Source organism: Deinococcus humi (assembly GCF_014201875.1).
In the GTDB taxonomy this organism is placed as follows: Bacteria; Deinococcota; Deinococci; order Deinococcales; family Deinococcaceae; genus Deinococcus; species Deinococcus humi.
Genome location: NZ_JACHFL010000005.1, coordinates 251645 through 275799, shown reverse-complemented (window position 1 = coordinate 275799; position 24155 = coordinate 251645). Strand labels below are relative to the sequence as shown.

21 protein-coding genes and 3 tRNA genes are annotated in these 24155 nt (G+C 65.3%); 8 read left to right on the top strand and 16 right to left on the bottom strand.

The genetic code is table 11. The features are described 5' to 3' along the window. Positions 1-316: 316 nt before the first annotated feature. From HNQ08_RS12200 to HNQ08_RS12170, 7 genes are all read right to left on the bottom strand, one after another. Positions 317-1480, bottom strand: coding sequence for a PD40 domain-containing protein (locus HNQ08_RS12200; protein WP_184132189.1), 1164 nt, complete (start codon positions 1478-1480; stop codon positions 317-319). A gap of 53 nt (positions 1481-1533) precedes the next feature. Continuing rightward, positions 1534-2682, bottom strand: coding sequence for a TolB family protein (locus tag HNQ08_RS12195; RefSeq protein WP_184132187.1), 1149 nt, complete (start codon positions 2680-2682; stop codon positions 1534-1536). A 204-nt stretch (positions 2683-2886) separates the two neighbouring features. Continuing rightward, complete coding sequence (locus HNQ08_RS12190; protein ID WP_184132184.1) at positions 2887-4971, bottom strand: tetratricopeptide repeat protein; 2085 nt, start codon at positions 4969-4971, stop codon at positions 2887-2889. A 379-nt stretch (positions 4972-5350) separates the two neighbouring features. Continuing rightward, a tRNA-Arg gene (locus HNQ08_RS12185) sits at positions 5351-5427 on the bottom strand. An 18-nt stretch (positions 5428-5445) separates the two neighbouring features. Next, positions 5446-5533: transfer RNA gene (locus HNQ08_RS12180), tRNA-Ser, on the bottom strand. Between the two features lie 25 nt (positions 5534-5558). Next, a tRNA-Ser gene (locus HNQ08_RS12175) sits at positions 5559-5646 on the bottom strand. Positions 5647-5720: 74 nt separating this feature from the next. Then, complete coding sequence (locus HNQ08_RS12170) at positions 5721-6989, bottom strand: nitrilase-related carbon-nitrogen hydrolase (RefSeq protein WP_184132181.1); 1269 nt, start codon at positions 6987-6989, stop codon at positions 5721-5723. A gap of 94 nt (positions 6990-7083) precedes the next feature. On the opposite strand from HNQ08_RS12170, the gene HNQ08_RS12165 reads away from it, so the two are divergent. The 3 genes from HNQ08_RS12165 (at position 7084) to HNQ08_RS12155 (ending at position 10096) form a co-directional block, all read left to right on the top strand. Further along, entirely contained in the window at positions 7084-8316 is a 1233-nt protein-coding gene (locus HNQ08_RS12165) for a 2,3-bisphosphoglycerate-independent phosphoglycerate mutase (RefSeq protein WP_184132178.1), read from the top strand. Between the two features lie 343 nt (positions 8317-8659). Continuing rightward, a complete protein-coding gene (locus HNQ08_RS12160) occupies positions 8660-9514 on the top strand; it encodes a DUF2382 domain-containing protein (RefSeq protein ID WP_184132175.1) in 855 nt (284 codons plus the stop codon). Between the two features lie 87 nt (positions 9515-9601). Next, positions 9602-10096, top strand: a complete 495-nt coding sequence (locus HNQ08_RS12155; RefSeq protein ID WP_184132170.1) for a YsnF/AvaK domain-containing protein — start codon at positions 9602-9604, stop codon at positions 10094-10096. A gap of 22 nt (positions 10097-10118) precedes the next feature. Here the strand turns inward: HNQ08_RS12155 and HNQ08_RS12150 are convergent, their stop codons facing one another. Then, on the bottom strand, positions 10119-11540 hold the full coding sequence (locus HNQ08_RS12150; RefSeq protein ID WP_184132167.1) for an aminotransferase-like domain-containing protein: 1422 nt from the start codon (positions 11538-11540) through the stop codon (positions 10119-10121). Positions 11541-11645: 105 nt separating this feature from the next. Between HNQ08_RS12150 and HNQ08_RS12145 the strand changes: the two genes are divergently transcribed. Further along, positions 11646-12872 carry a benzoate/H(+) symporter BenE family transporter gene (locus HNQ08_RS12145; protein ID WP_184132164.1) on the top strand — a complete coding sequence of 409 codons (1227 nt, stop codon included), beginning with the start codon at positions 11646-11648 and terminating at the stop codon, positions 12870-12872. Here the strand turns inward: HNQ08_RS12145 and HNQ08_RS12140 are convergent. Next, on the bottom strand, positions 12862-13677 hold the full coding sequence (locus HNQ08_RS12140; RefSeq protein WP_184132161.1) for an exodeoxyribonuclease III: 816 nt from the start codon (positions 13675-13677) through the stop codon (positions 12862-12864). The genes HNQ08_RS12145 and HNQ08_RS12140 overlap by 11 nt on opposite strands. A 166-nt stretch (positions 13678-13843) precedes the next feature. Here HNQ08_RS12140 and HNQ08_RS12135 point away from each other — a divergent pair, with 166 nt between their 5' ends. Continuing rightward, on the top strand, positions 13844-14152 hold the full coding sequence (locus tag HNQ08_RS12135) for a hypothetical protein (RefSeq protein WP_184132158.1): 309 nt from the start codon (positions 13844-13846) through the stop codon (positions 14150-14152). Positions 14153-14476: 324 nt separating this feature from the next. Here the strand turns inward: HNQ08_RS12135 and HNQ08_RS12130 are convergent, their stop codons facing one another. Beyond that, positions 14477-14896, bottom strand: coding sequence for a hypothetical protein (locus tag HNQ08_RS12130; RefSeq protein WP_184132155.1), 420 nt, complete (start codon positions 14894-14896; stop codon positions 14477-14479). A 104-nt stretch (positions 14897-15000) separates the two neighbouring features. After that, positions 15001-15861 (bottom strand): sulfurtransferase, encoded by an 861-nt coding sequence (locus HNQ08_RS12125; RefSeq protein WP_184132152.1) that lies wholly within the window; start codon positions 15859-15861, stop codon positions 15001-15003. Between the two features lie 111 nt (positions 15862-15972). Between HNQ08_RS12125 and HNQ08_RS12120 the strand changes: the two genes are divergently transcribed. After that, the gene (locus tag HNQ08_RS12120) at positions 15973-16434 is read left to right on the top strand and encodes a SufE family protein (RefSeq protein ID WP_184132150.1); all 462 of its coding nucleotides are present in this window, start codon (positions 15973-15975) and stop codon (positions 16432-16434) included. 307 nt (positions 16435-16741) lie between these two features. Here the strand turns inward: HNQ08_RS12120 and rdgB are convergent, their stop codons facing one another. Together rdgB and HNQ08_RS12110 are read right to left on the bottom strand one after the other, a co-directional pair. Beyond that, positions 16742-17314 (bottom strand): RdgB/HAM1 family non-canonical purine NTP pyrophosphatase, encoded by a 573-nt coding sequence (gene rdgB, locus HNQ08_RS12115; protein WP_184132492.1) that lies wholly within the window; start codon positions 17312-17314, stop codon positions 16742-16744. A gap of 78 nt (positions 17315-17392) precedes the next feature. After that, positions 17393-18091: a hypothetical protein gene (locus HNQ08_RS12110; RefSeq protein ID WP_184132147.1), complete on the bottom strand. Its 699-nt coding sequence runs from the start codon at positions 18089-18091 to the stop codon at positions 17393-17395. A gap of 260 nt (positions 18092-18351) precedes the next feature. Here HNQ08_RS12110 and HNQ08_RS27360 point away from each other — a divergent pair, with 260 nt between their 5' ends. Further along, positions 18352-19560, top strand: a complete 1209-nt coding sequence (locus HNQ08_RS27360; protein ID WP_184132145.1) for a hypothetical protein — start codon at positions 18352-18354, stop codon at positions 19558-19560. A gap of 338 nt (positions 19561-19898) precedes the next feature. Continuing rightward, positions 19899-21503: a DEAD/DEAH box helicase gene (locus HNQ08_RS12100; protein WP_229789902.1), complete on the top strand. Its 1605-nt coding sequence runs from the start codon at positions 19899-19901 to the stop codon at positions 21501-21503. Between the two features lie 227 nt (positions 21504-21730). Here HNQ08_RS12100 and HNQ08_RS12095 read toward each other — a convergent pair whose 3' ends face one another. The 3 genes from HNQ08_RS12095 to HNQ08_RS12085 are packed head-to-tail and all read right to left on the bottom strand — an operon-like array spanning position 21731 to position 24056. Continuing rightward, positions 21731-22936: an ABC transporter permease gene (locus tag HNQ08_RS12095; RefSeq protein ID WP_184132142.1), complete on the bottom strand. Its 1206-nt coding sequence runs from the start codon at positions 22934-22936 to the stop codon at positions 21731-21733. Then, complete coding sequence (locus tag HNQ08_RS12090) at positions 22933-23607, bottom strand: ABC transporter ATP-binding protein (RefSeq protein ID WP_184132138.1); 675 nt, start codon at positions 23605-23607, stop codon at positions 22933-22935. The genes HNQ08_RS12095 and HNQ08_RS12090 overlap by 4 nt, the downstream gene beginning before the upstream one ends. Further along, the gene (locus HNQ08_RS12085; RefSeq protein ID WP_184132135.1) at positions 23604-24056 is read right to left on the bottom strand and encodes a hypothetical protein; all 453 of its coding nucleotides are present in this window, start codon (positions 24054-24056) and stop codon (positions 23604-23606) included. Before HNQ08_RS12085 ends, HNQ08_RS12090 begins: the two co-directional genes overlap by 4 nt. Positions 24057-24155: the final 99 nt, after the last annotated feature.

The following is a 24155-nucleotide window of genomic DNA, read 5'->3' as shown; positions in this document are numbered from 1 at the left end:
AGCTGCATCTCCGGCACCAGGACGCCATTCCGGCGCCTTCGCGCCATCCCTATCGGGCATCGTCTCGCCCCGCTCCACAAGCTGGGTAAGGCAGCGGGTATCCTGGTCATCACTGTTCACGGCCTGCACCCAACGTACACCAGTCTGATGGCAAGTCGGCTCAGCACACAAAACCTGCCACAACCGTTCCCACCCCTGCCAGACGACACCACCAGAACCAGGCCTTTCAGATCTGGGGTGAGATGACAGAAAGCGTGGCTTGAATTTCTGGCCGCCTCCGCCTTCGCAGCCAAGGCAACACGACCGTAAGAGGGCCTCACCGGGGACCGCATCCCGGCTGCGTTGCTCCCCTAACGATGTGCACGTTCTTGCCGGTCAGAACGTCCTTCACATAAAGCGTGTAATCCCTGGGGCTCAGCTCGAACTCCTCCCCGAAGGCGTCCTCGCTGCGGTAAGACGCGATGCTGTACGCCACATATCGGCTGTCGGCCAGCCAGCAGAAGCCGTCCAGCCGGTTCAGATCCCCCCGCCCGCCGTCCGTCGCCGTGAGGTCGCGCGCCGTCTGGGTAACGAGCTCCAGGGCCGTCACCGTGACGGGCTGCTGGGGGGCGCTGGCGTACTCCTGCTGGACGAACAGGAGTCTCCGGCCGTCCGGGGACACGCGTAGAGTCGGTGTCTCACCATAGTGCCCGCCGAACTTGCCCAGGGCCAGGAGCCCGCCGCTCCCCAGATCGAACCGAAAGACGAAGAAGGTGAAGTTGTTGCGCAGGTCCTCGTCGCCCTGGCCGAGGTTCGCTGCGAAATACACCGCCTGTCCGTCTGGAGATACAGCGGGAAGGCTGAAGCGCCAGTTGCGGCGGTCCCGAGCTTGGACCGGGTCGTAGCCCCGCAGGAAGGAGGCGACCTCCGGCCAGCGGCGCTGCGCCCGCAGCGCTTCCAGCAGGGCCTGATGGCGGCCCGTCGTGAAGATGGCCTGTTCCCCCGCACCTCCAGCCGCGACGACCAGGCCGTTGTCGATCGCCCGAGCGACGACTCCCCCGTCCCGACTGGAGGAGGAGTCCGGTGAGGGCAAGGCGGCCCGGCCCGGTGTGGTCCAGTTCAGCAACAGCCCGTTCGAGTTCCCCGCCCACAGGGTGTGCCCGTCCCCGGACCACGCGAGCCATTCGGCCGGCACCGAGTGCCAGCGGGCGGGCAGGGCGTGAGGAGCCGTGTAGGGCCGGGACAGCACCATCCCGCGAAGGGGGGGAAGCTCCGGGCTGTTCTGTCCCCCCAGTGCCTCCAGGTACGCTACCTCCCCGGTGGTAGGCGAGACGGCGAGCTGGAATACATCGCTCCCGTGCGATAATTTGCGGGGCGAGGCACCGACACGGGATTCGAGCCAGGGGGCGAAGCCGCGCACGTACATGAGCTGTCCCTGGGGAGCGGCGAGGGCGGCACTGGCGGCGGTCAGCACGAGGAGGATGAGGGCAAGCCTGTTCATGCCCGCAGGGTAAGAACCGCGGGGTGATTCGCGGATGACGCGGGTGCCCCGGCTCAGGGCAGCCGGAACTCGACCGGGCCCCAGACGAGACCGGAGACGGTGCGCCCCTTCAAATCCAGGATTCGGCGCTCTGTGCGACCGTCGTGCACGAAGAGAGCACTGTCCCGGAGGTAGGCGGCCTGCCTCCCGTCCGGTGACAGGGCGATGGTCAGCGCCCCGTCGAAATCCTCATGGTAGATGTCGGGGCTGCCAGTGCTGACTCCCCCACAGGGCCAATGGCGGACCACCTGGCCCGCGCCGATCACCTGGCAGTACAGCCCCATTTCACGGATGACGAAGCGCACCGAGAGCCCCTTCGGCGCCCGGACGGCGACCAGCCGCTCGGGCGTGGGCTCGGGCGCCATCAGGTCCAGACGATAGACGTTGGCTCCCCCGGTGAGGTTGAACAGGTGGGCTTCGCCGAAGACGGTCAGGTAAACCGCCGTGCCCCTGCGGATGGGGTGTCCGCCACCAAGGTCGTTGGCGACGACCATGCGGCGCACCACGCGGCCCGCGGGGTCAAGCACGGAGACACCCATATCGACGGGAAATCCCGCACCCATCGCCTGCGAGGGATTGCGCAGGTACGCCCCGGGGATGCGTTCAACCGGACTGCGGACCACGAGCCCGGCTGAAGTCCAGAGCACCTCGGACCCGACGTTTTTACCGATGTCGGCGAGGGCGTCCGTGGCCGTGACCTGTACCGCACCGTTCGAGACGGAATACAGCGCGAGGGTGTGTTTGAGTTCCACCTTGCTGGTGTCCTTCTGCGTCCAGGCGAGGAAGCTGCCGTCCGGCGACCAGGCTGGGGTGGAGCGGATCAGCCCCTCGTCTCCACGTTCCCTGGGAGGCTGGGTGGTCAGGCGGGTGGCCTTCCGCGTGGCGAGGTCGAGCAGCCAGATGTTCGTCGGGCTCCAGGTCAGATCACCCTGGGCCCCCCGGGTCCGCACGGCGCCCTCCGTGACCGAGGCGTAGGCGACCCTGTGGCCGTCGGGGGACAGGACCGGTGGACCGTTGTGGCCCCAGTGGGTGAGCTGGGTCCAGCCCTGCGAGGAGGTCCAGGACCACAGGTCGCCTGAGAGGGTGGCGACCAGAGGAGCTGTGGCCGCGGAAGCGGTGGAGAGCAGCAGAACCACGAGCAGGGAGAGTAAGCGCATCAGCATGAGGTCACTCCAGGAAAGTCGGGATGGGATTCGTGAAGGGCGGGGGGCCGCCAGGTCGTGGCGGCCAGCGCGGGCGCGCGAAGCAGGGCGAGGAGAAAGGGCGCAGGCATGATCTGAGCGTACGAACACGACCGTGACTCAGGAATGACGAACCTGCGGTGGGCCACCGCCCACCGCACCAGGTCAGCCCTTGACGCGTTCAGCTCACTTCACGCCGCCGGGACTGGCGATAAAGCTCCACTTGCCGCTCAACGCGCCCGTAACATCCGTAATGACGTCCTTGGACCCGCCGACCGAGCCGTGTGTCGCGCCGACGGACGCGCCCGTGGTGATGGAGACGCCCGCGTCCGTGATGCCGTCGCTGCCCCAGGACACGTACGCGCCTTGCTGCGACGTCGCGCCCGCCGAGACGCTTCCGACACCGACGCTGACCCCTTCCTGGATACCGACCGTGACGGTGTACTCCTTGTTGCCGAAGCTTTGCGAGAACGAGCCGAACGCGCCGATCCAGCCGGGCGTGGCTGCCGAGACGCTCATGGTGTCGCACGAGATCGAGAAGCCGACGACGCTCACCGAGAACGAGAGGCTCATTCCGTCGTACACGGCCTTGCAAGGGTCCGTGCGGGGCATCACGAGCTCGCCCGCGATCGGGTCGCTCGTGTTCGTCGTGGAGCTCTCGTAGCACGCGAAGACCTTGATGTCGTGCGCCCAGTGCAGCGCTTCGGTCACGTACCCCATGAACTCGGTCACGACGAGGAACTCGGCGTCGAGGGACGCCTGCTCGTGCAAAAGAGGATCGCTGTAGTTTGCCGCCAGGGCCGTCTCGAGTTTGTACGCCGCCTTCAGGTAAGTGCCGAGGTTCTGCGCGTGGCTGTGCATCGCGCTGCGCCACTTGTCGTGTTGCGTGGTCATCGCGGCATTGCACAGCGCGTCGAGCTCTTCGGAGGTCCGCGCCTTCCTGATGAACTCGTCGGCGATACAGCCGCCCGAGCAGTGCGAGAAGTCCGTGTCAACCTTGTTGACTTCCAGGTCCGACTTGTTTTGCGCCTCGTAGAGACGTTTCACGGTCGGCTCGTCCCTGACGTGCAGGCGAGCTTGCCAAAGCGCCCGGCGGCGCGCCTCAATGATCGGGGACGCCGCGGGTCGACGGCGAAGTTGCGCGTCGACTTCCTCGCTGCGCTTGCGAATGGTCTCCCAGCGGGCGTGCAGGTCGTCATGCAACTTCTGGTACTTGTCGAGTAGCACGACCGCGTCCTTGAGTGTCTGGGGCAACTTGAGGTTCGGGAGCGTGAAGTCCTGCCCGCGCGAAAGATCGAAGGTCAACGAGGGAGGCAACTGGGCCGAAGCGTTCTGGCCGCCGGACGTCGCTCCGCCGAGCTCGCCCGGCGGCACGGCCGTTTCCACAACGTCGGAAGCAGGGTTCGTCGCCTGCGCAACGGGCGTGCGGCGCTGTCCGGCACGTGCAAACTTCGCGGCCTGTGCGGTCTTGCCTTGACACGTCAACACCCGCGCGAGACCCAGTCGCGCCTCGGCGAGCATCGGGCCGGCTTTCAAGGCGCTCGCGAGGGCCGCTTCGGCTTCGTTCCAGCGGTGCAAGTCGGCGAGGGCGACGCCGCGATTGGCATTCAGGGTGGCCATGTTCGACCAGCCGAGGGCTCCCACGTCGTTTTTCGTCAACCTGGCGGCCGCGTCGAGGACGACGAGAGCCTCGCCGGGTAGGGCGAGGGTTTCAAGGACGCCGCCGAGATTCACGAGGTGCTGAGGGTTCTGCGGATCGAGCTGGTGGGCGGCGAGGAGGGCGGCGAGGGCGGCGTTGGGCTTGCCGAGGGTGGCGGCGGCGAGAGCGGCCTGGGAGGCTTTCCTGGCATCCCTGGCGTCGGCGCTGCTCGAGAAGGCCTGCCAGCCTTTGGGCTCGTTCTTTTCCAGCCACGCCCGCGCGTTCTTCAGCGCTTCGGTCACGCTCGCGGGCATCGTGGGGGTCGAGGCGGGCGCCGTCTTCGTCAAGGTCGCGCGCATCTGCGTGAGGGTCTTGTCCATGGTGGCGCGCAGGGGATCGTCGGCCTTCAACGTCGAGACGATCTTCGTCAAGTTGTCGTAGCCGGCGAGGACGTCTGGCGCAATCTTCGAGCGATCGAAGTCGCCCGCCTCGCACGCGGCGAAACTCGGCAGCTTTGTCGCGAGACTCGCTTCAGATGGCAAGGATCGCGCGTCGCTCCAGGCCTGAAACGGGACCGGCACGGCGAGGGCGGTGAAACACACGGCCAGGAGAAGGGGCAGGTATCGCTTCATGGCCGCACGGTACGAGGAGGGCGATGGCCCACCGATGTCATGGAGAAGGGATGCCCTTCAGTCCGTCCAGAGGCAGGACGAACCCAGCTCACCGGGACATCAACCCGAAGGACTTGGTGTACTTCAAGTTGTCTTCAGGAGTGCCTCAAAGGGCCCCGGCGTTCAGCGGCGTGAACAGGTCGCGGTCACCGGCGAGCAGTGCCCCAACCCAAGTTGTACAGCTGCGCGTCCCCAAGTCACCAGCCCAGCGGCAAGTCTTTGTTGGGAAGGCAGGGCCGGAGGTCGGCATGCTTAATCTCTGTAAGGCATGAAGAAAGCACATGACCTATTGCTCTTTTCTCTCCAAAAGTAAAGACCCCCTCCTAGAGGGGGTCTTCATTGGTGTGCCCGAAGGGATTCGAACCCCTGGCCTTCTGATCCGTAGTCAGACGCTCTATCCAGCTGAGCTACGGGCACTTGTGATGGACGGCGCTGTGGCGAAGAGGGAGGGATTCGAACCCTCGATACCTTGCGGTATACATCCTTAGCAGGGATGCGGTTTCAGCCACTCACCCACCTCTCCTCGGTCGCGCCGGGCCGCTGTGACGTGGCGAGGGGTGAGGGATTCGAACCCCCGGTGGGTTGCCCCACTGCAGTTTTCAAGACTGCTGCCTTCAACCACTCGGCCAACCCCCCATTCACGGCGGGTGCGTTCCTGGGGACAGGCCCCAAAAGCGCGAAGGGAAGTATAGGGACCCCCCCCGAACTTGTCAACGCCTGCGCCGCAGCGCGGTAGCCATGAGACCCAGTCCCAGCGCCGCAACCAGCCACACCCCTGCCGAGAAAGGGCGGTGTGGCCTGCCCGGTTCATTCAGGATGGTCTCCAGCGCGTTCTCGTGTGGGAGTCGGGGAGAGGGCGAGACAGTGCTGGGCGGCAGCGTCAGATCGGCATGCAGAACGTCCGTGCGGTAGGCGTTTTCGCGGACGTGGCCGCTGTGGGCAGCAAGCTGGCGGCCAATGGTCCGCAGGAGATCGTCGGGACCGTCTGCCACCCAGGGAGCCAGCGCCAGGAAGCCGGGGCGCGGTTCGGTCATCACATAACTGCGTTTCTCAGGGGCGTCTACCGTGCGGCCAGTGATGGCGCTCTGGCCATCAAAACTCAGGTCCAGCAGATTGCCCACCACCATTGGGTTGACGGCGTAGCGAATGCTGTTCCCAGCAGTGGTGACGGTCCAGCTCGATTCCAGCCACGCCACCGGCTGATCGCGCAGCTGGGCAGGGTCTGGCGGAAGCCCCTCCAGGGAGGTCCAGGCCGCGCCATTGGCATCGGGTTGCAGCAGCACGGTGCAGCCCTGCGCCTCCAGCCGCCCGATCACGTCGGCGCGGAAGGCGTCCAGGCTGATGGCGACGCCCAGATCGCCCACTGGCGTCGGGAAGACCCGCAGCTCGTTCAGTTTGCCTGGCGTCAGGTCAACGCCGCCAGCTTCCTCGGCGGGGGTCAGGTGAATCTTGTCGGTAGTCCCGATCAGGGTGCCGTCGGGGGCCAGCAGCACTGTCTGATTGGTCAGCGTGCCCGCCTCGCGCCGGGGCTGGCCGTTTACCATGCTGTAGCGCGGCATGGGCACGGAACCGCAGCACAGGTAGACGCCGTACTCGCGCGCCAAGTCGCGGCAGGTGTGCAGGTACAGACGGACATTAGCCTCACTCCCCGCCAGTTGCAGGGCGCGGATGGGAGAGACCCCCTCGCGCAGCATGAGCGGCAGAGCGTAGGGCAGGCGGGTCAGGAATAGGGCCAGCGCCACCCGCTCGAAGGTCTTCAGGCGCAGCGTCCAGGCCGCCCCGCGCAGCACCAGCGGCAGACCGTTGAGCTCGGTCAGGACCACCAGATTGGGCCGGTCGGGAGCGAGGTGAGGCCGGGCCATCTCCAGTTGTCCGCGCATCCAGGCCCGGAAGGCGTCGGCGCTGACGAAGTCCCCGGCACTCCATTTGGGCTGCACGGCGACGGCGCGAAACTGGCGCAGCTGGGTTGAGGCAGGCATCCTCGCAGGCTAGCGGCTGGTTCGGGGGCGGACGTGAATTCCGACTAGGGCGGCTCTCCATCCCCACTTTGGGGTGCGGCGTACACTGGCCCTCATGAGCGATTTACTTCAGACGATCCGTGGCCTGTCCAAGAAGACCGAGAGCAAGATCGTGATGGTGGTGCTGGACGGGGTGGGCGGCCTGCCCCTTGAACTGAACGGCGAGACCGAACTGGCGACCGCAAAAACGCCCAATCTGGACGCCCTGGCGGCGAAGTCGCAGCTGGGACAGGTTGAGCTGGTGGGCGCGGGGATCACCCCCGGCAGCGGCCCTGGCCACCTGAGCCTGTTCGGCTACGATCCGCTGCATTACGTGGTGGGCCGCGGGGCACTGAGCGCGGTGGGCATCGGCGTCAAGTTGAACAAGGGGGACGTGGCGGTGCGCGGCAACTTCGCCACCCTGGGCGCGGACCGGGTGGTGGTGGACCGCCGTGCGGGCCGCCCCAGCAACGAGAAGAACGCGGAAGTGGTGGCGCGGCTGAGGGCGGCCATCCCCGACATTGGCGGCGTACCCGTCGAGATCTACACCGAGTCCGAGCACCGTTTCGTGATGGTGTTCCGCGCGCAGGGGGGCGAGGTGCTGGGCGCGAACATTGGCGACGTGGACCCGCAGGCCACCGGGGTGCAGCCGCTCACCGCGCAATCGCACGACGAGGCCAGCACCAAAACGGCAGGGCTGGTCAACGCCTTCGTCGAGCGGGCCGAGGCAGCTCTGAAGTACGACGCGCAGGTCAATGGCGTGCTGTTCCGGGGCTACAGTGACGTGCCGCACTTCCCCAGCTTCGAGGACGTGTATCAGCTGAATGCCGCGTGCATCGCCTCCTATCCGATGTACAAGGGGCTCGCGAGTCTGGTGGGCATGAACGTGCTGGACGTTCCCGGTGAGGAGGATGCGCTGGAGGGCAAGGTGCAGGTGCTGCGCGACAACTGGGACCAGTACGATTTCTTCTTCTTCCACGTCAAGAAGACCGACAGCACCAGCGAGGACGGCGATTTTCAGGCCAAAGTCAAGAAGATTGAGCTGTTTGACGCCCTTCTCCCTGACATTCTGGCCTTAAATCCGGACGTGCTTTGCATTGTTGGCGACCACAGCACGCCCAGCAAGCTGTCGAGTCATTCCTGGCACCCCGTTCCTGTCTTGATCCGCAGCGAGCATGGCCGCAAGGACCTGACGGCCCGCTATACCGAAGAAGAGGCCCAGAAAGGCAGTCTGGGTTTGCGGCGTGGCCCCGATCTGATGCCCTTGCTGATGGCGAATGCGTTGAAACTCAATAAGTACGGCGCCTGAGAGCAGGCTTCATCGGAACTTGACTTCTGGAGGTCAGTTGAAGGTGAAGTGAATGGGTCTTTAAAAGGGCAGAGAGGGTGGCCAATTGTGTCTGGCCGCCCTTTTTTTGGCCTCTCTTAGTAATTTGGCGCGCGGTCTACAGTTCGAGAGGTGTTAAGTCCATGCGAGGGCCCTTTGCGTTGAATAAAGGTTCTCCAGCACGGTCTTTAACTGGCCGCCATTTTCCAGTGTGGCGGCTGGGGCAGGATGACTTTCAAGAACGAAGCGGGAAGGGCGGCGCTTGCTGTCCTGCACATTCCGCACTAGCCCGTTCGAAACTCGCATTCACCACAAGGAGACCCACATGGCCCGTTTGATGCCCCTGTCCGACATTACCGCCCAGCACTCCGACGTTCTCGGCAATGAATACCACGATCCCACCGGCCAGACTGCCTATGGCATGAATGGTGAGAAGATCGGGACCATTCGCGGTGCGTTGGCTGAGCCTGAAACCGGCAAGATCCGCTACCTGATCGTGGACGTGGGCGGCTGGTTCTCCAGCAAGGAAGTCGTGGTGCCCGTGGGCATGTCGACCTTCCAGGGTGAAGAAGTGCATTTCACCAACCTGACCAAAGACCAGGTCGGCGACATGCGCGAATACCGTACCGGCGAGGAGTATGGCGAAGAGGCACAGATGTCTGACGAGCGTGTCCTGCGCGCCGCCAACACTGATTATCAGGTCGACGAGAGCCAGTACGCCGCACGGGCTGGCTACCGCGATGATGACGCCATGTACCAGACGCCTGAAAAACTGCGTCTGCTCGAAGAGCGCCTGATGGTCAACAAGGACCGCTTCGTCGCCGGCAGCGTTGAGGTTGGTAAGCGCGTCGAGACCCACCAGGAAAACGTTAATGTCGACCTTATGCGTGAGGAAGTGGTCATTGAACGCCACGCTGTGACCAACGCGCAGGCGGTCGAAGGTGCAGTGCTCGGTGAGGACTCCCGTACTATGCATGTTGATCTGGAAGCCGAGCGTGCCAACGTCAGCAAGCAGGCCTTCGTAACCGAGGAAGTCACGGTTGGCAAGCGTGAGGTCACCGATTCGCAGACCGTCACCGAGACCGTGGGCCGTGAGGTGCTGGAAGTCAATAAGAGCGGCGACGTGCGTCTCGACGCCGACGGCAGGTCCATGACGGACGACACCACTCGCAAGAGCTAAAGCCAATTCTGGCAAGGCAGGGCGACTTCTTGACGAGGTTGCCCTGCTTTTCTCGCACAGGGCAAAGAGAGCAGAACGGGAGTTGCAATGACAGACCCACGGAAAGACGAACCACTGGCCTCCACACGATCGACTGACAGCGAGCGCGAAGCCCAGGCCATTCAGCTCCAGGGCGTGATCGAGCTGCGCGAGGAGCGTCTGATCGTCGAGAAGGAGCGGGAGGTGGCGGGCAGCGTGGCCTTTGCCCGCGAGGTGCGCCGCGAAACAGTGCAGATTCCGGTCGAGTTGGTCACCGAGGTGCTGATCATTGAGCATCTGGGTGCTGGCACGGGGGAGGGCGGGCAGATGATCACGCTGGACGGGACGCCCCTGGCTCCTGGCGAGCGACGTGAACTGCTGGTCTACCGTGAGGAGGCCCAGGTTGAGAAACGCGTGGTGGTCCGCGAGCAGGTGAAGATCAGCAAACGTCAGGTGGTCGAAACCCGCACCTTTGATGCCACGTTGGCCCGTGAGGAACTGGTCGTGGATGCACAGGGCGACGTGGAGGTCACGGGACAGACCCCCGAGGGCCTGAACCGCTAAGACCCTGGACCGCCAGCCCCGCTCAGGCCAGCCTGTCCGCGCCCTGACGCGACGTGAATTCTGTCCAGGCAGCCTTTAGACGCAGCACGGCCTCGGGCAGTCGGGCAGGCTCTAGGGTAAAGGGCAGGCGCAGAAAGCTGTCGGGCAGGCCAGCTGTGTTCATGGTGACGCTCATTGATGCGCCGGGGAACAGTCGCATGCCGTACCGGGCTGCGCATAAGGTAAAGGCGCTGGTCTGCCGGGTGGGTAGTTCCACCCACAGGAACTGCCCACCACCCGGCACCGTAAAACGCCACTCGGGCAGGTGCAGGCACAGCAGTTCGGCCAGGAGGTCGCGGGCGGCCGTGACGGCTTCGCGCCGCTCCTGTCGTAGCCGGGGCAGGTCTTGCAGCAAGGACATGGCGATGTGTTGCCCGGGCAGGCTGCTGCCAAAGTCAGACAGGGTGCGGGCCTGTCCGACTGGGCCGGCGTGTGCCGCCGGGACGCGCAGCCAGCCCACCCGCAGTCCTGCCCAGTACAACTTACTCAGCGAACCGATGTTAAAAATCGGCGCGTCCGGTGCGAAGGTGGCCATGCGTGGCGGCGGGGTGACCTCGAAGCCAAGATCGATCAGCGTGTCGTCCTCAAGGGTGGGCAGGTCTGCGTCGGCCACTGCAGCAGCCACCTGCTCCCTGGCTTTCACAGGCATTATCGTGCCTGTCGGGTTCTGGAAGGTGGGGGTCAGGAAAGCCAGACGCGGCGAGTACTGCTGGACCGCCCCGGCAAACGCCGCAGGCCCCACACCCTCGGCGGTTACGGGCACGCCCACAGTTTCAGCCCCTGCCGCGCGGAAGGCGTCAATGGCCCCGAAATAGGTGGGGGTTTCCAGCAGAGCACGGTCGCGTGGGCGCAGAAAGACGCCAGCCAGCAGCGAAATTGCCCCCTGCGCGCCGCTGGTGATCAGTACCATTTCCGGTGTCGTCGGCAGGCCCTCACGAGTGTAGATCTCAGCCAGCAGGGCACGCAGTTCAGGCAGGCCATGCGGGTGGTATAACGACTCCTGAAAGGCGTCCAGCGTCGCCTCACGCAGCTCCTGGCGCTGGGCATCGTTGAGCAGGGGAACGGCGATGGTGAAATCGAAGCTGTCCTCATCGCGGGGCAGGACAGAGGGTGTTCGCAGGTCCAATACGTTTGCTCCACGCGGCGCGGTGGTGGCCACTCGCGTGCCGCTGCCGCGTCTGCGGGTGATCCAGCCCTCATCGGCCAGCGTGTCGTAAGCGGCCACCACCGTGCTGCGGCTGACGTCCAGTAGACCCGCCAGCGCCCGCTCTGCCGGAAGTGCCTCGGACGGTGGCAGCTGACCGCTTCGGATTCCTGCGCGCACGCTCTCGGCCAGCCTGTCGCGGAGAGGCCCGCTGCCGGCCCTCCAGCCGAAGAGCAGTGCAGACCAGCGTGGAGCATCCATGGAACCAGCATAGCAGTCCACCCTGGAGTCCTATCCAGACAAGCAGTCCAATCTCCAGACCATTGCCACTAGGCAGCAGGCCAGTCGCGGCTCACAATCGACGCCATGACCGCGCCCGTGCTGGCTTCCCCTGCGCCCCGCAACTTCTGGCGAGACACTCAGCCTAGCGCCGTGCTGGCCGGGCTGATTGCCGTGATCATCGGCTGGGCGGGGCCGAACGTCCTGGTCTATAGCGTGGCGCAGGCGGCCCACCTGAGCGATGCCACCGCCATGTCGTGGCTGTGGGCCCACGCCGTCTTCACCGGACTGGCCGGCATCTTTCTCAGCCTGCGGACGCGCATGCCAATGCTGAACACCTGGTCCACCCCTGGCATTGCCTTTCTGGTCACGGCCCTGCCTGGCATCCCATTCCCGGAGGCGGTGGGCGCGTTTCTCACCTCCGGGGTGCTGGTCTTTATTCTGGGCACCTTCGGGCCACTCACGCGCGCGCTGGGGGCCATCCCGCCGCACCTGGCCGCCGCTTTGAACGCCGCCATTCTGTTGCCTTTCGGCTTCAAGGCGGCGCAGGCCTTCGGTGTGGAACCCGCGCTGGTGGGGGCCATGATCGTGGCCTATTTCGTGATCCGGCAAGTCGCGCCACGTTGGGCGGTGGCCGCCGTGCTCGGCGTGGGCGTGGTGGCCAGCGCTGGGCTGGGGCTGTGGCACCCCGCCCCCATCAGCCTCACGCTGACGCAGCCGCAGTTCGTGCTGCCCGTTTTCAGCCTACATGCCACGGTGAATCTGGCGCTGCCACTGACGCTGTTGGCCTTTACCGGGCAATTTGTGCCGGGTTTCGGGGTCTTGAAAACCAACGGCTACGAACCCGCGCCGGGGCTAATTCTGCGGACCTGTGGCGTCGCCAGCCTGGGGGCTGCCCTTGCAGGGTGTCACAACCTGACGCTGGGGGCGCTGCTGGCGAACATTGTCAGCGGCCCGGAAGCGCACCCGGACCCTGCGCGGCGCTACACCGCCGCCATCTGGGCCGGAGGCCTCAACATCCTCTTTGGCCTGTTCGCCGGAACCTTCGTGCATCTCATGGGCATCCTGCCCGCCGAGGCGCTGGCCGCGCTGGCCGGCATTGCCCTGCTCGGTGCGATGGGCAGTAGCCTGCAGGGCGCGTTCCGCGAGGCACCGGGCAGTCTGGCCGCGCCGATGATCATCCTGGTGACGCTCAGCGGCATCAGCCCGCTGGGCATTGGCGCGGCTTTCTGGGGCATTCTGGCAGGGCTGGCGGTGTACGCCGCCGAGCGGCGTGGGCTGGGCTGGGGGAGGGCAGCGGGGGTCAAGGGTTAAGGGGGAGAGAAGGGGCATCCGCGTCTTCCGGAGACCAGATGGTGAGTTGCCCGCTGAGGGGGGCGTGATCACTGAGCCGTGCCTCCCGGTCCACCCGCACGCCGCCCAGATCCACGCCTGCCGAAAGCAGGTAATCGATTCGCCAGCCGACGTTGTTGGCGTAGGCCCCGGCGCGGTTGCTCCACCAGGTGTACTCGGACTCCTCCCCCAGCGTGGTGCGGTGGGTGTCGGTCAGGCCCGAGGCCAGGTGAGCGCTCATCCACTCACGCTCGTGCGGCAGGAAACCGCTGTTGCCCCGGTTGGTCCTCCAATTCTTGAGGTCGATCTCCCGGTGGGCGATGTTGTAGTCGCCGCCGATGACCACCGGTTCCCCCGTTGCCACCAGCGCTGCCGTCCAATCCTGAAAGTCGCCCAGCACGCGGTCCTTGAAACCCTGTCTGGCCTCGCCGCTGCTGCCACTGGGCAGATAGACGCTGACGTAGCGCACACCGCCGATGCGGGCGCTCAGGACGCGGCCCTCGGCGTCCATCTCGTCGTGGCCCATGCCTACGCGCACGTCTTCCAGCGGTTGCCGAGCCAGAATCGCCACGCCGCTGTATCCCGCCTTCTGCGCCGGGAACCACGCACTCTCGTAGCCCAGGTGGGCCAGGGCTTCGGGCATGGGGGCGGCGCGCACCTCCTGAAGCAGCAGCACGTCGGGGGCCTCGCGCCCGGCCCAGTCGGCCAGCCCTTTGCGCAGGGCGCTGCGAAGGCCGTTGGCGTTCAGGGTGGTGACTTTCAGGCTGGGGCGGGCTGGAGCGCTCATTGCCCCTGAGGATAGAGGTAGACGTAGCCCCACTGACCCAGGACGACGGGCACGGGGCGCGTGCGGCCCTGCGATTCACACCAGTTGCCGAGCCCCGCTTCTTTCAAGACACGCTTAGTCAACTCGTGAGCGCCGGGGCGGCCCTTTCGGCTACGCTGGGGACACTATGGCCGACATCAAATTTCTCAACGAATCCGACGGTCAGGAATTTCAGATGACCCACCCCAAGGCGGCGCGTGTGCTGGGGGACATCAAGGCGTGGGCGCAGAACAACGGTTTCGAGCATGTCGCATTCTGGCGCGACGCCGACGACGCCCACAAACTGTGGGTTCAACTCGGCGACGACCGGCTGAACTACTGGATTCACGATTCGACTTTCACCGAGGGCAAGCACGAAACCGTGGAAATGCAGATGGACTACGCCCGTGGCGCCCAGCGCCGTAGCGCCGCTGGGTACGCCAAGTTCGACAGATAACAGACCAGGGTTACAGGGTGGGGGCGGTCTGCGGACTAGCCCCCAATTCATTTCAAGGCGAGGTCAACAGCGCGGTGGGCCATAAATTGGCTGGCATTCCGACTGTCGTTGTCGGGCAGTTGCCAGGCGTCCTTCCCGGCACGAACACGTCAGGCCTATTGGAAATACAGCGGCAGGGTGCGAAAAACGGGGTCAACCGGAATCCTGCAGGCCTCCACTTCAGCCGTTGTCGGTCACCTTCTGCCTGATAATCAGACGCCCTAAAAAGAGAGACCGGAGGCTGCCAGATACAGCGCTCCAGTCTCTCACCCTCGGCCTTACAGCTCAGCGGGCACGTCCATCGGTTCCAGGGAAATCGTCGGGAATGAAGTTGAAGATTTCCAGATCGTCCACGGCGCTGCCGGCTCCCTGAAGCTGTGCCAGCTCAGCGGCGCTGGCGCGAGGCTGAACCTCATCGCGGCCGTAGCCCAGGGCGTCGGCCATCACGGCGGCAGGCACGGCGGAGAACATCCGGGCTGCCTGGGTAGGGCTGGCGTCCAGCAGCACGTCGGACAGCACCTCGTCGGGCACATTCTGGGAGATGCGGGCGCGGGCAGCGGCCACGGCGGCAGGGTCCAGCTCAGGCCGCTCGGCGGTTTCCTCGTCCAGATGGGCGGTGCCGGGCGGACGCAACCCACGTAGACCCTTGCCCCGCCACCACACCGCCGCCAGCAGCAGAATCACCACAACCACCACGAATATCATGGCCGCAGCTTAGAGCCCGCTCTCTCACGCGGTTCTACCCACTGAGGGCATGAATGCCAGGAATGCCACAACGCTGCCCCCAACCGGCGGCCTGTTAGGGCGGGTCAAGCCTCGCTGTAAGTCTTCTCAATGGGCAAACCCACCGCGTTGCCCCATTCGGTCCAGCTGCCGTCGTAGTTGCGGACCTTGGGGTAGCCCAGCAACTCGCGCAGGACGAACCAGCTGTGGCTGCTGCGTTCGGCAATGCGGCAGTAAGCGATCACGTCCTTGTCGGGGGTCACACCCTCGCCCGCGTACAGGTCCTTCAGCTCGTCGGCGCTCTTGAAGGTGCCGTCCTCATTGGTGGCCCGTGCCCAGGGAATGCTGCGCGCGCCAGGGATGTGGCCGCCGCGCAACACGCCTTCCTGCGGGTAGTTCGCCATGTGCGTGACCTTGCCCGAGAACTCATCAGGGCTGCGGACATCCACCAGCGCCCCCTTGCCCGCCTGCACGCTGTCCAGGTGGGCCCGGACCTCGTCACGGTAGGCCCGCAGGCTGTCGTCGCGGGTCAACTGCGGGTACTGGGTGGCCTCATGGCTGGGCGTTTCGGTGCTGACCTCACGGCCCTCGGCCATCCATTTCTGCCGGCCACCGTTCATGAGCTTGAGGTTCCCCACGCCGCTATATGACAGGAACCAGTACGCGTAGGCCGCCCACCAGTTGCTCTTGTCGCCGTACAGAACGATCTGGTCGTCCGGCTTGATCCCCAGGCGGCCAAGCAGCGCGGCCACCTGATCGGGGCCGATAAAGTCGCGCTCGACGGGGTGCCAGAAGTCGGTCTGCCAGTCCACCTTGACCGCACCGGGAATGTGGCCGGTGTCGTACAGCAAGATGTCCTCGTCCACCTCGATCAGGCGCACGCCGGGGGTGTTCAGGTTCTGGGCCACCCAGTCGGTATTGACCAGCACGTCTTTTGCATATTCCATAGGAACCTCCAGAGTTCGTGGACAGAGTTTAACCTTTCAGACTAGTTGACCAATCGTGTCAACTGGACAGACCTCACCATACCGGCCCGGGGTGCGGGGGTACAGTGACGCATGACCTCTGATCCCGCCTCCAACGCTGCGTTGCCCGATAAGCTTCAGGGCATCGTGAGCATGTTCAAAAGCGCTCCCAAGTCCCTGCGCCTGCAAGCCCTGCTGGAATACAGCCGCAAGCTGCCGCCCCTCCCTGAGAAGTACGTGGAGCACCCCGAGTTCATGCAGCCTGTCCCCGAATGCACCAGTCCATTTTTTCTCGTGACCGAGCAGGAGCAGAACGGCGGCGTGCATCTCCATTTCAAGGTGCCGGAAGAGGCCCCCACCGTGCGCGGCTACGCGGGCATCCTGCACGAGGCGCTTGACGGCGAGTCGCCCGAGACGATCCTGAGCGTGCCCGATAATTTCTACATGGACATGGGGTTGTCCGAATTGATCACGCCGATGCGTCTGCGCGGCATGGGCGCGATCCTGATGCGACTCAAGAACGTGGTGCGCGAGGGAGAAACGGCGCAAGGCTAAGCCCCACTTCTGGCCAAACAAGCGTTCAAGTTCAAAGGCCCCCTCTGCATGCTGGAGTGGGCTCTTCGCTTATTCCCTGGCCGGCATTTCCCTGTCCAGAGCCAGCGCTGTCAGCCCCAGGCCTGACCCGTAGGCTGGACCCATCACGATGTTGCGGAAGAGTGCCCGGTCCCATCGTAAGAACTAGGCCTCTTTAGACTAGGGAGAACGAAGCCTCTGTGGCGGTTTCTACTGGATCAATGCGCGCTCCATTTGGCCGTCTCGCCCTTCACTCCGTTCAAGCCCGATTAGCGCTCTTAACAAGAGTTCAGGGAACCTGCTGGTGCGCTTCTTTCAGTGCGGCCAGTGCCTTGCCCCGGTGGCTGATCGCCTGTTTCTCGGCCACGCTCATCTCGGCCAGCGTGCGGGTTTCACCATCGGGAACAAACAGGGGATCGTAACCGAAGCCGCCTGTGCCGCGCGGGCCTTCCAGCAGGGTGCCGCTCAACTCTCCCCGGTAGCTTTCCACCTGACCGTTGGGGTGGGCCAGAATCACCACCGAGATGAATTTTGCACGGCGGTTCGTTTGTCCGCGCAGCTTTTCCAGCAGGTAGACGTTGCGCTCGAGATCGCTGTCCCAGCCCCCAAAACGGGCGCTATAAACGCCGGGCTCGCCGTTCAGGGCCTCCACCTCAATGCCGCTGTCGTCGGCGATGGCCGCAGTCCGGGTCATCAGGGCCACGGTACAGGCCTTGAGCGCGGCGTTTTCCTCGTAGGTCGTCCCTGTTTCCTCGGGCATAGGCAGACCTTCCAGGGGACGCAGGTTCCAGCCCAGTCCGGCCAGCGCCTCCCCAATTTCTTGCACCTTTCCAGTGTTTCCAGTCGCCACGATTACCTGCATTTGCCCAGTGTTGGTCACGCCCCAGAGTGTAGGGGGAAAAAGAGTGCTGGATGTGGGAAAATCCGTGAGCCACACCCGTCACCCCCCGCTGGGGGCGGTCAATGGCAACTCAGCTCGCACCCGCCAGTGCGTTTCACCGCCGCGCTTCTCGAACAGGGTCAGCACCGTGTATGTCTGCGATGTGAAGGGTTCAATGCGCTTTTCCAGTTCCCGGCGGAGCGCCTGCGGGTCTTTCCCACTGTAAGGCTGCACCAGCGTGAAATGGGGTTGCCAGGTGTCCAGTCCGCGCGGCGTATGCAGGAGCTGCATGCGGGCGGTCTCATGCGGTTGCCCCCACAGTCCCTGCGCCACCTGCTCCGTGAACGGAGAATCGGTCACGAAGCGCGACAGGCGCGTGAGCAGCAAGGTCTGTGCCACCAATAGGGTGGGGGAGGGGTCCAGGCGCAACACCCAGGTCTCGCCGCCGTCCCAGACGTCTATTCTGCCATTCGTCAGAGACAGGTCGGCGTCTGGCGACAGGCATGAGACACAGGCTCGCGCCTCGGCCTCAATGTCGGGCCACCAGGCCGGATCGGTCCCGAAGCCCTCCACCACAGTCAGGTGAAAGCCGAACGGTCCAGCATCGGTCTGCCACTCAGGGCGCAGAAAATCGGGCATGGGCACCTGCCGCTGGGCACGCACATCGAAGCCCAGCAATCCGGTGCCCATGCGGTACAGCGCCTCGTCGGCCGCTGGACACAGGTAAACGGCGAAGCGCGTGGTGGCGGCATCTGGCATGGGAGATTGTGACAGATGGACGGATGAGAGCCGGCTCCCAGCCGCTGAAGCTGTCCTGAGCGCGTAACAGTGGTGCGAGAAGGCTTGGAGGTCTGTCGGCCTGATGAGGCTGGGCGAAGTTCAGGTAGGTCAGTCCTGCTGCGGCTCTCCTTGGACCCACGGTGGCGTTGCCTCGTCTGACACGCCGGGAAAGCAAAAGCTGCGCTACACCGGAGATTTGGTACCGTTTGAACGGCTCGACTCGTTTATAGTGAACCCTCATGCCCCTTGGTCCACGCCTCCTGTCGTTTCTGCTGCCGTGCGTTCTGGTCGCCGCTTCCGTGGGTGAGGCCCAGACGATCCGTTACGACAAACCCATTGTGATTCGCAAGGGTGGCACCTACCGGGGCAACTGGCAGAGTCTGGACCCCAAGGTCCCGGCGGTGACGGTGGCCACGAGTCAAAAGGTCATCATCGAGAAGTCCAATATCCGGAGCAAGGGCACGTTGATCCACACAGCGTTTACCAATGCCAATCTGACGATTCGCAACACGAGGGGCGTGGCCCTGAATCCAGATCGGCCCCTCAAGGAGCACCGCTACCCTGGCCGCTTTCTGGTTGCCGAGGAATTCAAGAACATCGTGGTGGAGAACAACGAGATGATCGGAACCTCTGGAATCTATTTGCGGGACTACAAAGGGAATGCGAAACTGGGGGAAACGGTCAAAATTCTGCGGAATCAGGCGCGCAATATCGATGGACGCTACAGCGTGGGTGTGGGCCGGTACTCGGACCAGGAGTACCGGTTGGTCCAGTTCGTGCAGTTCAACGCCGTCCGGAAGATCAGCGGCGCAGAGATTGCCTGGAATGAGGTCATCAACGATCCGGGCAAGAGCCGCCCCGAGGAGAACATCAACATGTACCTGTCGAGCGGCGTTCCCAGCAGCCGGATCAAGATCCACGACAATTACATTCAGGGAGCGTATGCCGCCAACCCACAGGTCAATACTTACGCGGGCGGCGGCATCAATGCCGGTGACGGCAGCGGCAAGACCGTGGCCGAGGCCGCCGGCCATATCCTGGTCTACAGAAATCAGATTGTGGCAACGTCCAACAACGGAATTGCTGTGTCCGCGGGGCACGATATCGAGGTCTACCACAACCGGGTGATCTCCAGCGGTTACCTGCCCAGCGGCGTGCCCATTCCTGCCCAGAATGTCGGGCTGTACGTGTGGGACGCACGTGGGGACAAGGCCAGAAAAACCTTTTTCAACATCACGGTGCGGGACAACTTGGTCGGCTGGAGTAAACCGCTCAACGGGCGCAACGTCCAGAACCCCACCTGGTTTCCCGATTGCGAACCGGGCAAGTGCTATGGCAACAGGGTGGTGCCCGGACGCGTCACGCTGACCATGGAGCGCGAGGAATACACCCGCTGGCAGAACAAGCTGAAGTCGGCAGGGATCAAGGTGGGCGTGGTTTCCAAATAAGTTTCCCCAAAGAGAGGCTAGGTCTGCCGCTGGCTTCCGGCCCTTGCAGGCCATACAAAAGGGTATTGCAGTGAGGACCAAGAGCGAGGAACGGGCGCAGTGTCAAGTGACGGCGGTGTCAACCCCATTGCTTACGTCCCGCCTCGTTGTGGCGCCGGGGGTGAGCTGACTCCGCGTTTCCCTCACGCAGATGCGGCATAGTGGGGGTGAACGCGGGCGGCCCGAAGCGACAGCCCCCGCAGGTGCCTCTGCCCCAGGTGCCCGGACTGCCTGCCGTGACCCGGTTTTTCGCAGTCTGACGCGGCCCTTTTTACTCTCAACTCCTCACACTTCTTGAAGTGGACACCTCTTTCCAGCCGATCACCGGCGCGTTCCCCCGTGGACGCCTCAACAGGACTTTCATGACCCGAACCCGTACCCCTGACCAACCCCGCGCACAAACTGAACAACGCCCCCAGCAGACCCAGGCCGCCCCCCACAAGGGCGACTGGCACCGCTGGCTGGGTGACCGCACACCCACGCCCGTGCAGGCTGGGGCTATTCCCGCCCTGCTCTCGGGGCGCGACGTGATCACCACCGCCCGCACCGGCAGCGGCAAGACGCTGGCCTTCCTGATTCCTGCCGCCGAGCGGGGCATCGGCGTCCGGGAGGTGCGCGGCATTCGCCCTGAGGTGCTGGTGGTCACGCCCACCCGCGAACTGGCCGTGCAGATCCGCGACGTGGCGCGCGAACTGGGCATGACCGCCGGGCGCATCACCGGGGGCATCACGCCGGGACAGACCCGCAGCGAGGCCACAGGCAAGGGCCTGATCTCCGGCACGCCGGGCCGCCTCAAGGATCTGATCAGCCGCCGCGAACTGAACCTGTCGGGGCTGCGATACGTGGTACTGGACGAGGCCGACGAGCTGTTGTCGCTGGGCTTCCTGAAAGATGTGGGTGACATCCTGCGCTCGGCGCAGACCCAGACGCAGGGTCAGAGCACGCAGAAGCTTCAGATTGCGATGGCCTCGGCCACGTTCCCTGCCGAGATCCGCACGGTGGCCCAGCAGTTCATGGTCAATCCCGAGCGGATCGACATCGCGCCCGCGGCCCGTGCGGAGCAGGGCAATCCGGACGACATCCTGGGCGGGGCCACCGGGGCCACGCACCTGCTGGTGCACACCACCCGCGACGATGTGATGGACGTGGCTGCCGAGCAGGTGCGCGAGGCGTTGCGCCAGCCCGGCGGCTGCGTGGTGATCTTCTCGCGCACCAAGTCGCTGGTTAAACGCCGCGCCGAGCGCCTTGAGGGGATGCTTCCCGGCGAGATCGTCAGCCCGTTGCAGGGCAACATGGACCAGAAGAAGCGCGAGCGCACCATGGCCCTGCTGCGTGACGGCAAGTCCCGCGTGCTGGTGGCCACTGACATTGCCGGGCGCGGCATCGATCTGCCCGAAGTGCGCCTGGTGATCCACATGGACGTGGCCCAGACCGCCGAGGACCACGTTCACCGTTCGGGGCGCACGGCCCGCGCGGGCCGTCCCGGCGTGAACCTGGTGCTCCTGATCCCCGAGCAGCGTGGCCTGTGGCAGACCGTGCGCCGGGGGCTGCCGCCCGCGCTGCACCCGCCGCTGACCCCGCAGGAGAGTCAGGTGGACCGCGCCATCCAGGAAAAACAGGGCCGAGGCTCTGGCAACGGCCTGATGCCCGGCGAGAGTGGAGGGCGCGGCAGAAGCCAGGGTGGACAGGGCCGGGGCGGGCAGGGTGGCGGCCAGCCTCGCGGTCAGTCGCAGGCCCGCGGGCAAGGTGGACATTCTGACCGGGGCCAGAGCAGCGGTGGACGCGGGGCGCAACCCTCCGGTCAGCGCCGCTCCGAATCCGGTGGGGGCGCGCCAGCGGGCACGGGTGCGGGCCGCGTGGGGCCACAGCGTGCGCGGGGCCGTGGTGGACGCGGGCGCGGCTAAGCGAGCAAAGTCAATCAAACCAAGGAGAGGAGGACGGGCGCAGTACTAGCCCGTCCTCCTCTTCAGGATTGGCCGCACGAGGCTGAAGAGGGGTACCTACATTCCGCTTCCGTGGCGGCTTGCCCAGTGAATTCCTCTCTCGGATGGGGCTTTGCCAGTCGCCGTCCGCCTGATAGAGCGTGGGAGCCAGATCGAGATCGTGGCTGTCGTGTGTGGGTGCTGATGTCCTAGAGATGTCTCAGCGGACTCAGGCGCGCCGCCGCAATGGCGGGGGCCAGGGCGGCCAGCAGGCCCAGTGGGATCAGGGCCAGGGCGCGCACGGCCAGCGCCCAGGTCAGCTGTGGCGGCGCGAGGGTAAAGCCCAGACGCTCTCCCAGCAGCGTGCCGCCCACACCGCTCAGCAACAGCGCCAGGACCAGCCCGAGGGTCACCCCCAACGTGACGGTGATCAGTGTTTCGCCCAGCACCAGCCCGAACACGGAGGAGCGTCCGGCGCCCAGGGCGCGCAACAGGGCCACCGTCTGCTGACGCTCCACACTGGCCGAATGCACGCCCAGCCACACCGTCAGCGCGGCAATGCCCAGCACCAGCAGGGACAGGCCCGCGTAGGCCGCCTGCCCCTGGGCCAGCACGTCGCGCCCCTGCGCGAAGACCTGACCGGGAAAGACCGCCATCGCCTCCCGGCCAGCGTTGATGCGCTGAGCAGTGACATAGACCCCGGCCAGTTGATCGGCGGCGTACAGCACCGCCGTGACCTGCCGCTGGTCGGGAGTGTCCTGTCCATGCGTCTCCCAGACGGTTTCGATGGGCGTCAGGAGCGCGCGGTCTACCGGGCCGCCTGTGGGAGCCAGGATGCCCACCACCGTGTACAACTCGTTGTGGTGATCGGCTGCGCCCGTTTCCTCGCCGTCCCTACTTTCAAGGCCATGGGAGCCCCTGAAGGTGCTGCCCAGCGTTAGACTGCCTTCACGCGCCGCCCGTGCCCCGGCAACAATCTGGTGTTCTGCCGTAAAGATCCGCCCTCGCGCCACACGAAAATACGGCGGGTCCTTTGGCTTGATGCGCTGATCGAAGAAGGCCGCGTTGGTCCCCACGATGGGAAGGCCTGCATAGTTGTCGCCCAGGCCAATCGGCACGGCTCGGCGGGTCCCCGGCGAGTCGCGCAGTTCCTCGTACAACGTCTCGCTGATGTTGCCGGTGGGCGTGTCCAGGTAGAACAGGCTGGAGGTCAGGGCCTGTGTCGCGCTGCCAGGGGCGGCGATCAGCAGGTCAAAGACCTGCGCGGCGTCCTGTGCGCCGCGCTCCACCTGCCGGGAGATCAGGGGGACGGTCAGAGCGGTGGCGGTCGCCAGGGCCACGGCCAGCACGGTAAGGGCCAGGGCTCCAGCGCGGGCCCGCAGGCCCCGGACTGCCGTCCACAGCGCCAGCCTCACGTCGACACCAGCGCTCTGGAGACAGGTGCGGGCGCGCCTAGGTCTAGGCGCGCGGGCAGGGCTTCGGCCACCACTGGGTCATGCGTGACCACGATCAACGTCGCGTCCAGATCGGCGGCAGCGCCCAGCAGCAGTTCCAGCGCGGCCCTGGCCCGGTTCCGGTCCAGATGTGCGGTGGGTTCGTCCACCAGCAGCAGACCCGGGCCGTGGGCCACCGCGCGGGCTACGGCAACTCGCTGCCGCTCGCCGGTGGACAGGTGAACGGGACGGTGGTTCAGGCGGTGCCCCAGATCCAGCCGGATCAGCGCCGCCCGCGCCCGCGCCCGCGGCTGCTCGGCCCCGGCCACGCGCAGGCCCAGTTCCACATTCTCCAGGGCACTCAGGCCTGGCATCAGGTGGAAATCCTGAAAAACGTAGCCCATGTGACGGCGGCGGAAGGCTTCGCGGGCCGCTTCGGGCACAGCGCCCAGGTTCAGATTGCCGTAAGCCACCTCGCCGCTGGCCGGACGCAACAGACCGGCCAGGACATGCAACAGCGTGGTTTTGCCCGAACCGCTCGGACCAGTGATCGCCAGCGCTGCGCCCGCTTCCAGATTGAGATCGGGATAGTGCAGCGTGACCTCCCGCCCGTACCGCACACTCAGATTGTGGGTGCGGATCGGCGCGCTCATGCCTTATTGCTCACGGTGCTGGCGTAGAGCCGGACCAGGCTCACGAAGCCGGTCTCAGCGTCGCGCTTGACGCCAATTTCCAGCCGTCCGGTGACATTCAGGCCGCGCGTGGTGGGCTCCAGTTCCCGGCCCGGCGGCATGATGACCAGCACAATATCGGCGGGCCAGTCGGCGGCGGTGGTGCAAAACGGGCAGGTGCTCATCGGCTCGCGGGTCAGCACGAAGAAATCCAGTTTGGGTTTCAGGGGCGGCGCCATGTAGCCGGTCATCTGGATGGACTGTCCAGTGAGTGCCTTGATGCGGTCGCTGTATTCCACGCCGCGCACCGTGACCCTGCCGTACAGTTCACCAAACTTCAGCGTGGCCGGAGCGGCAGCCGCGCCCGCCCGCGCCAGCCAGTCCGACAGCGGGACCAGCGTCAGCGCACGAATCAGGGTCCGTCTATTCATGCCCCTATTGCACACGCGGCGGGTCAGGGGGGAGTCAGGCTGCCCTCCAGACGACCCACAAAACGAGACGGAAAACCGCACACATGGCTGTTTTCCGTC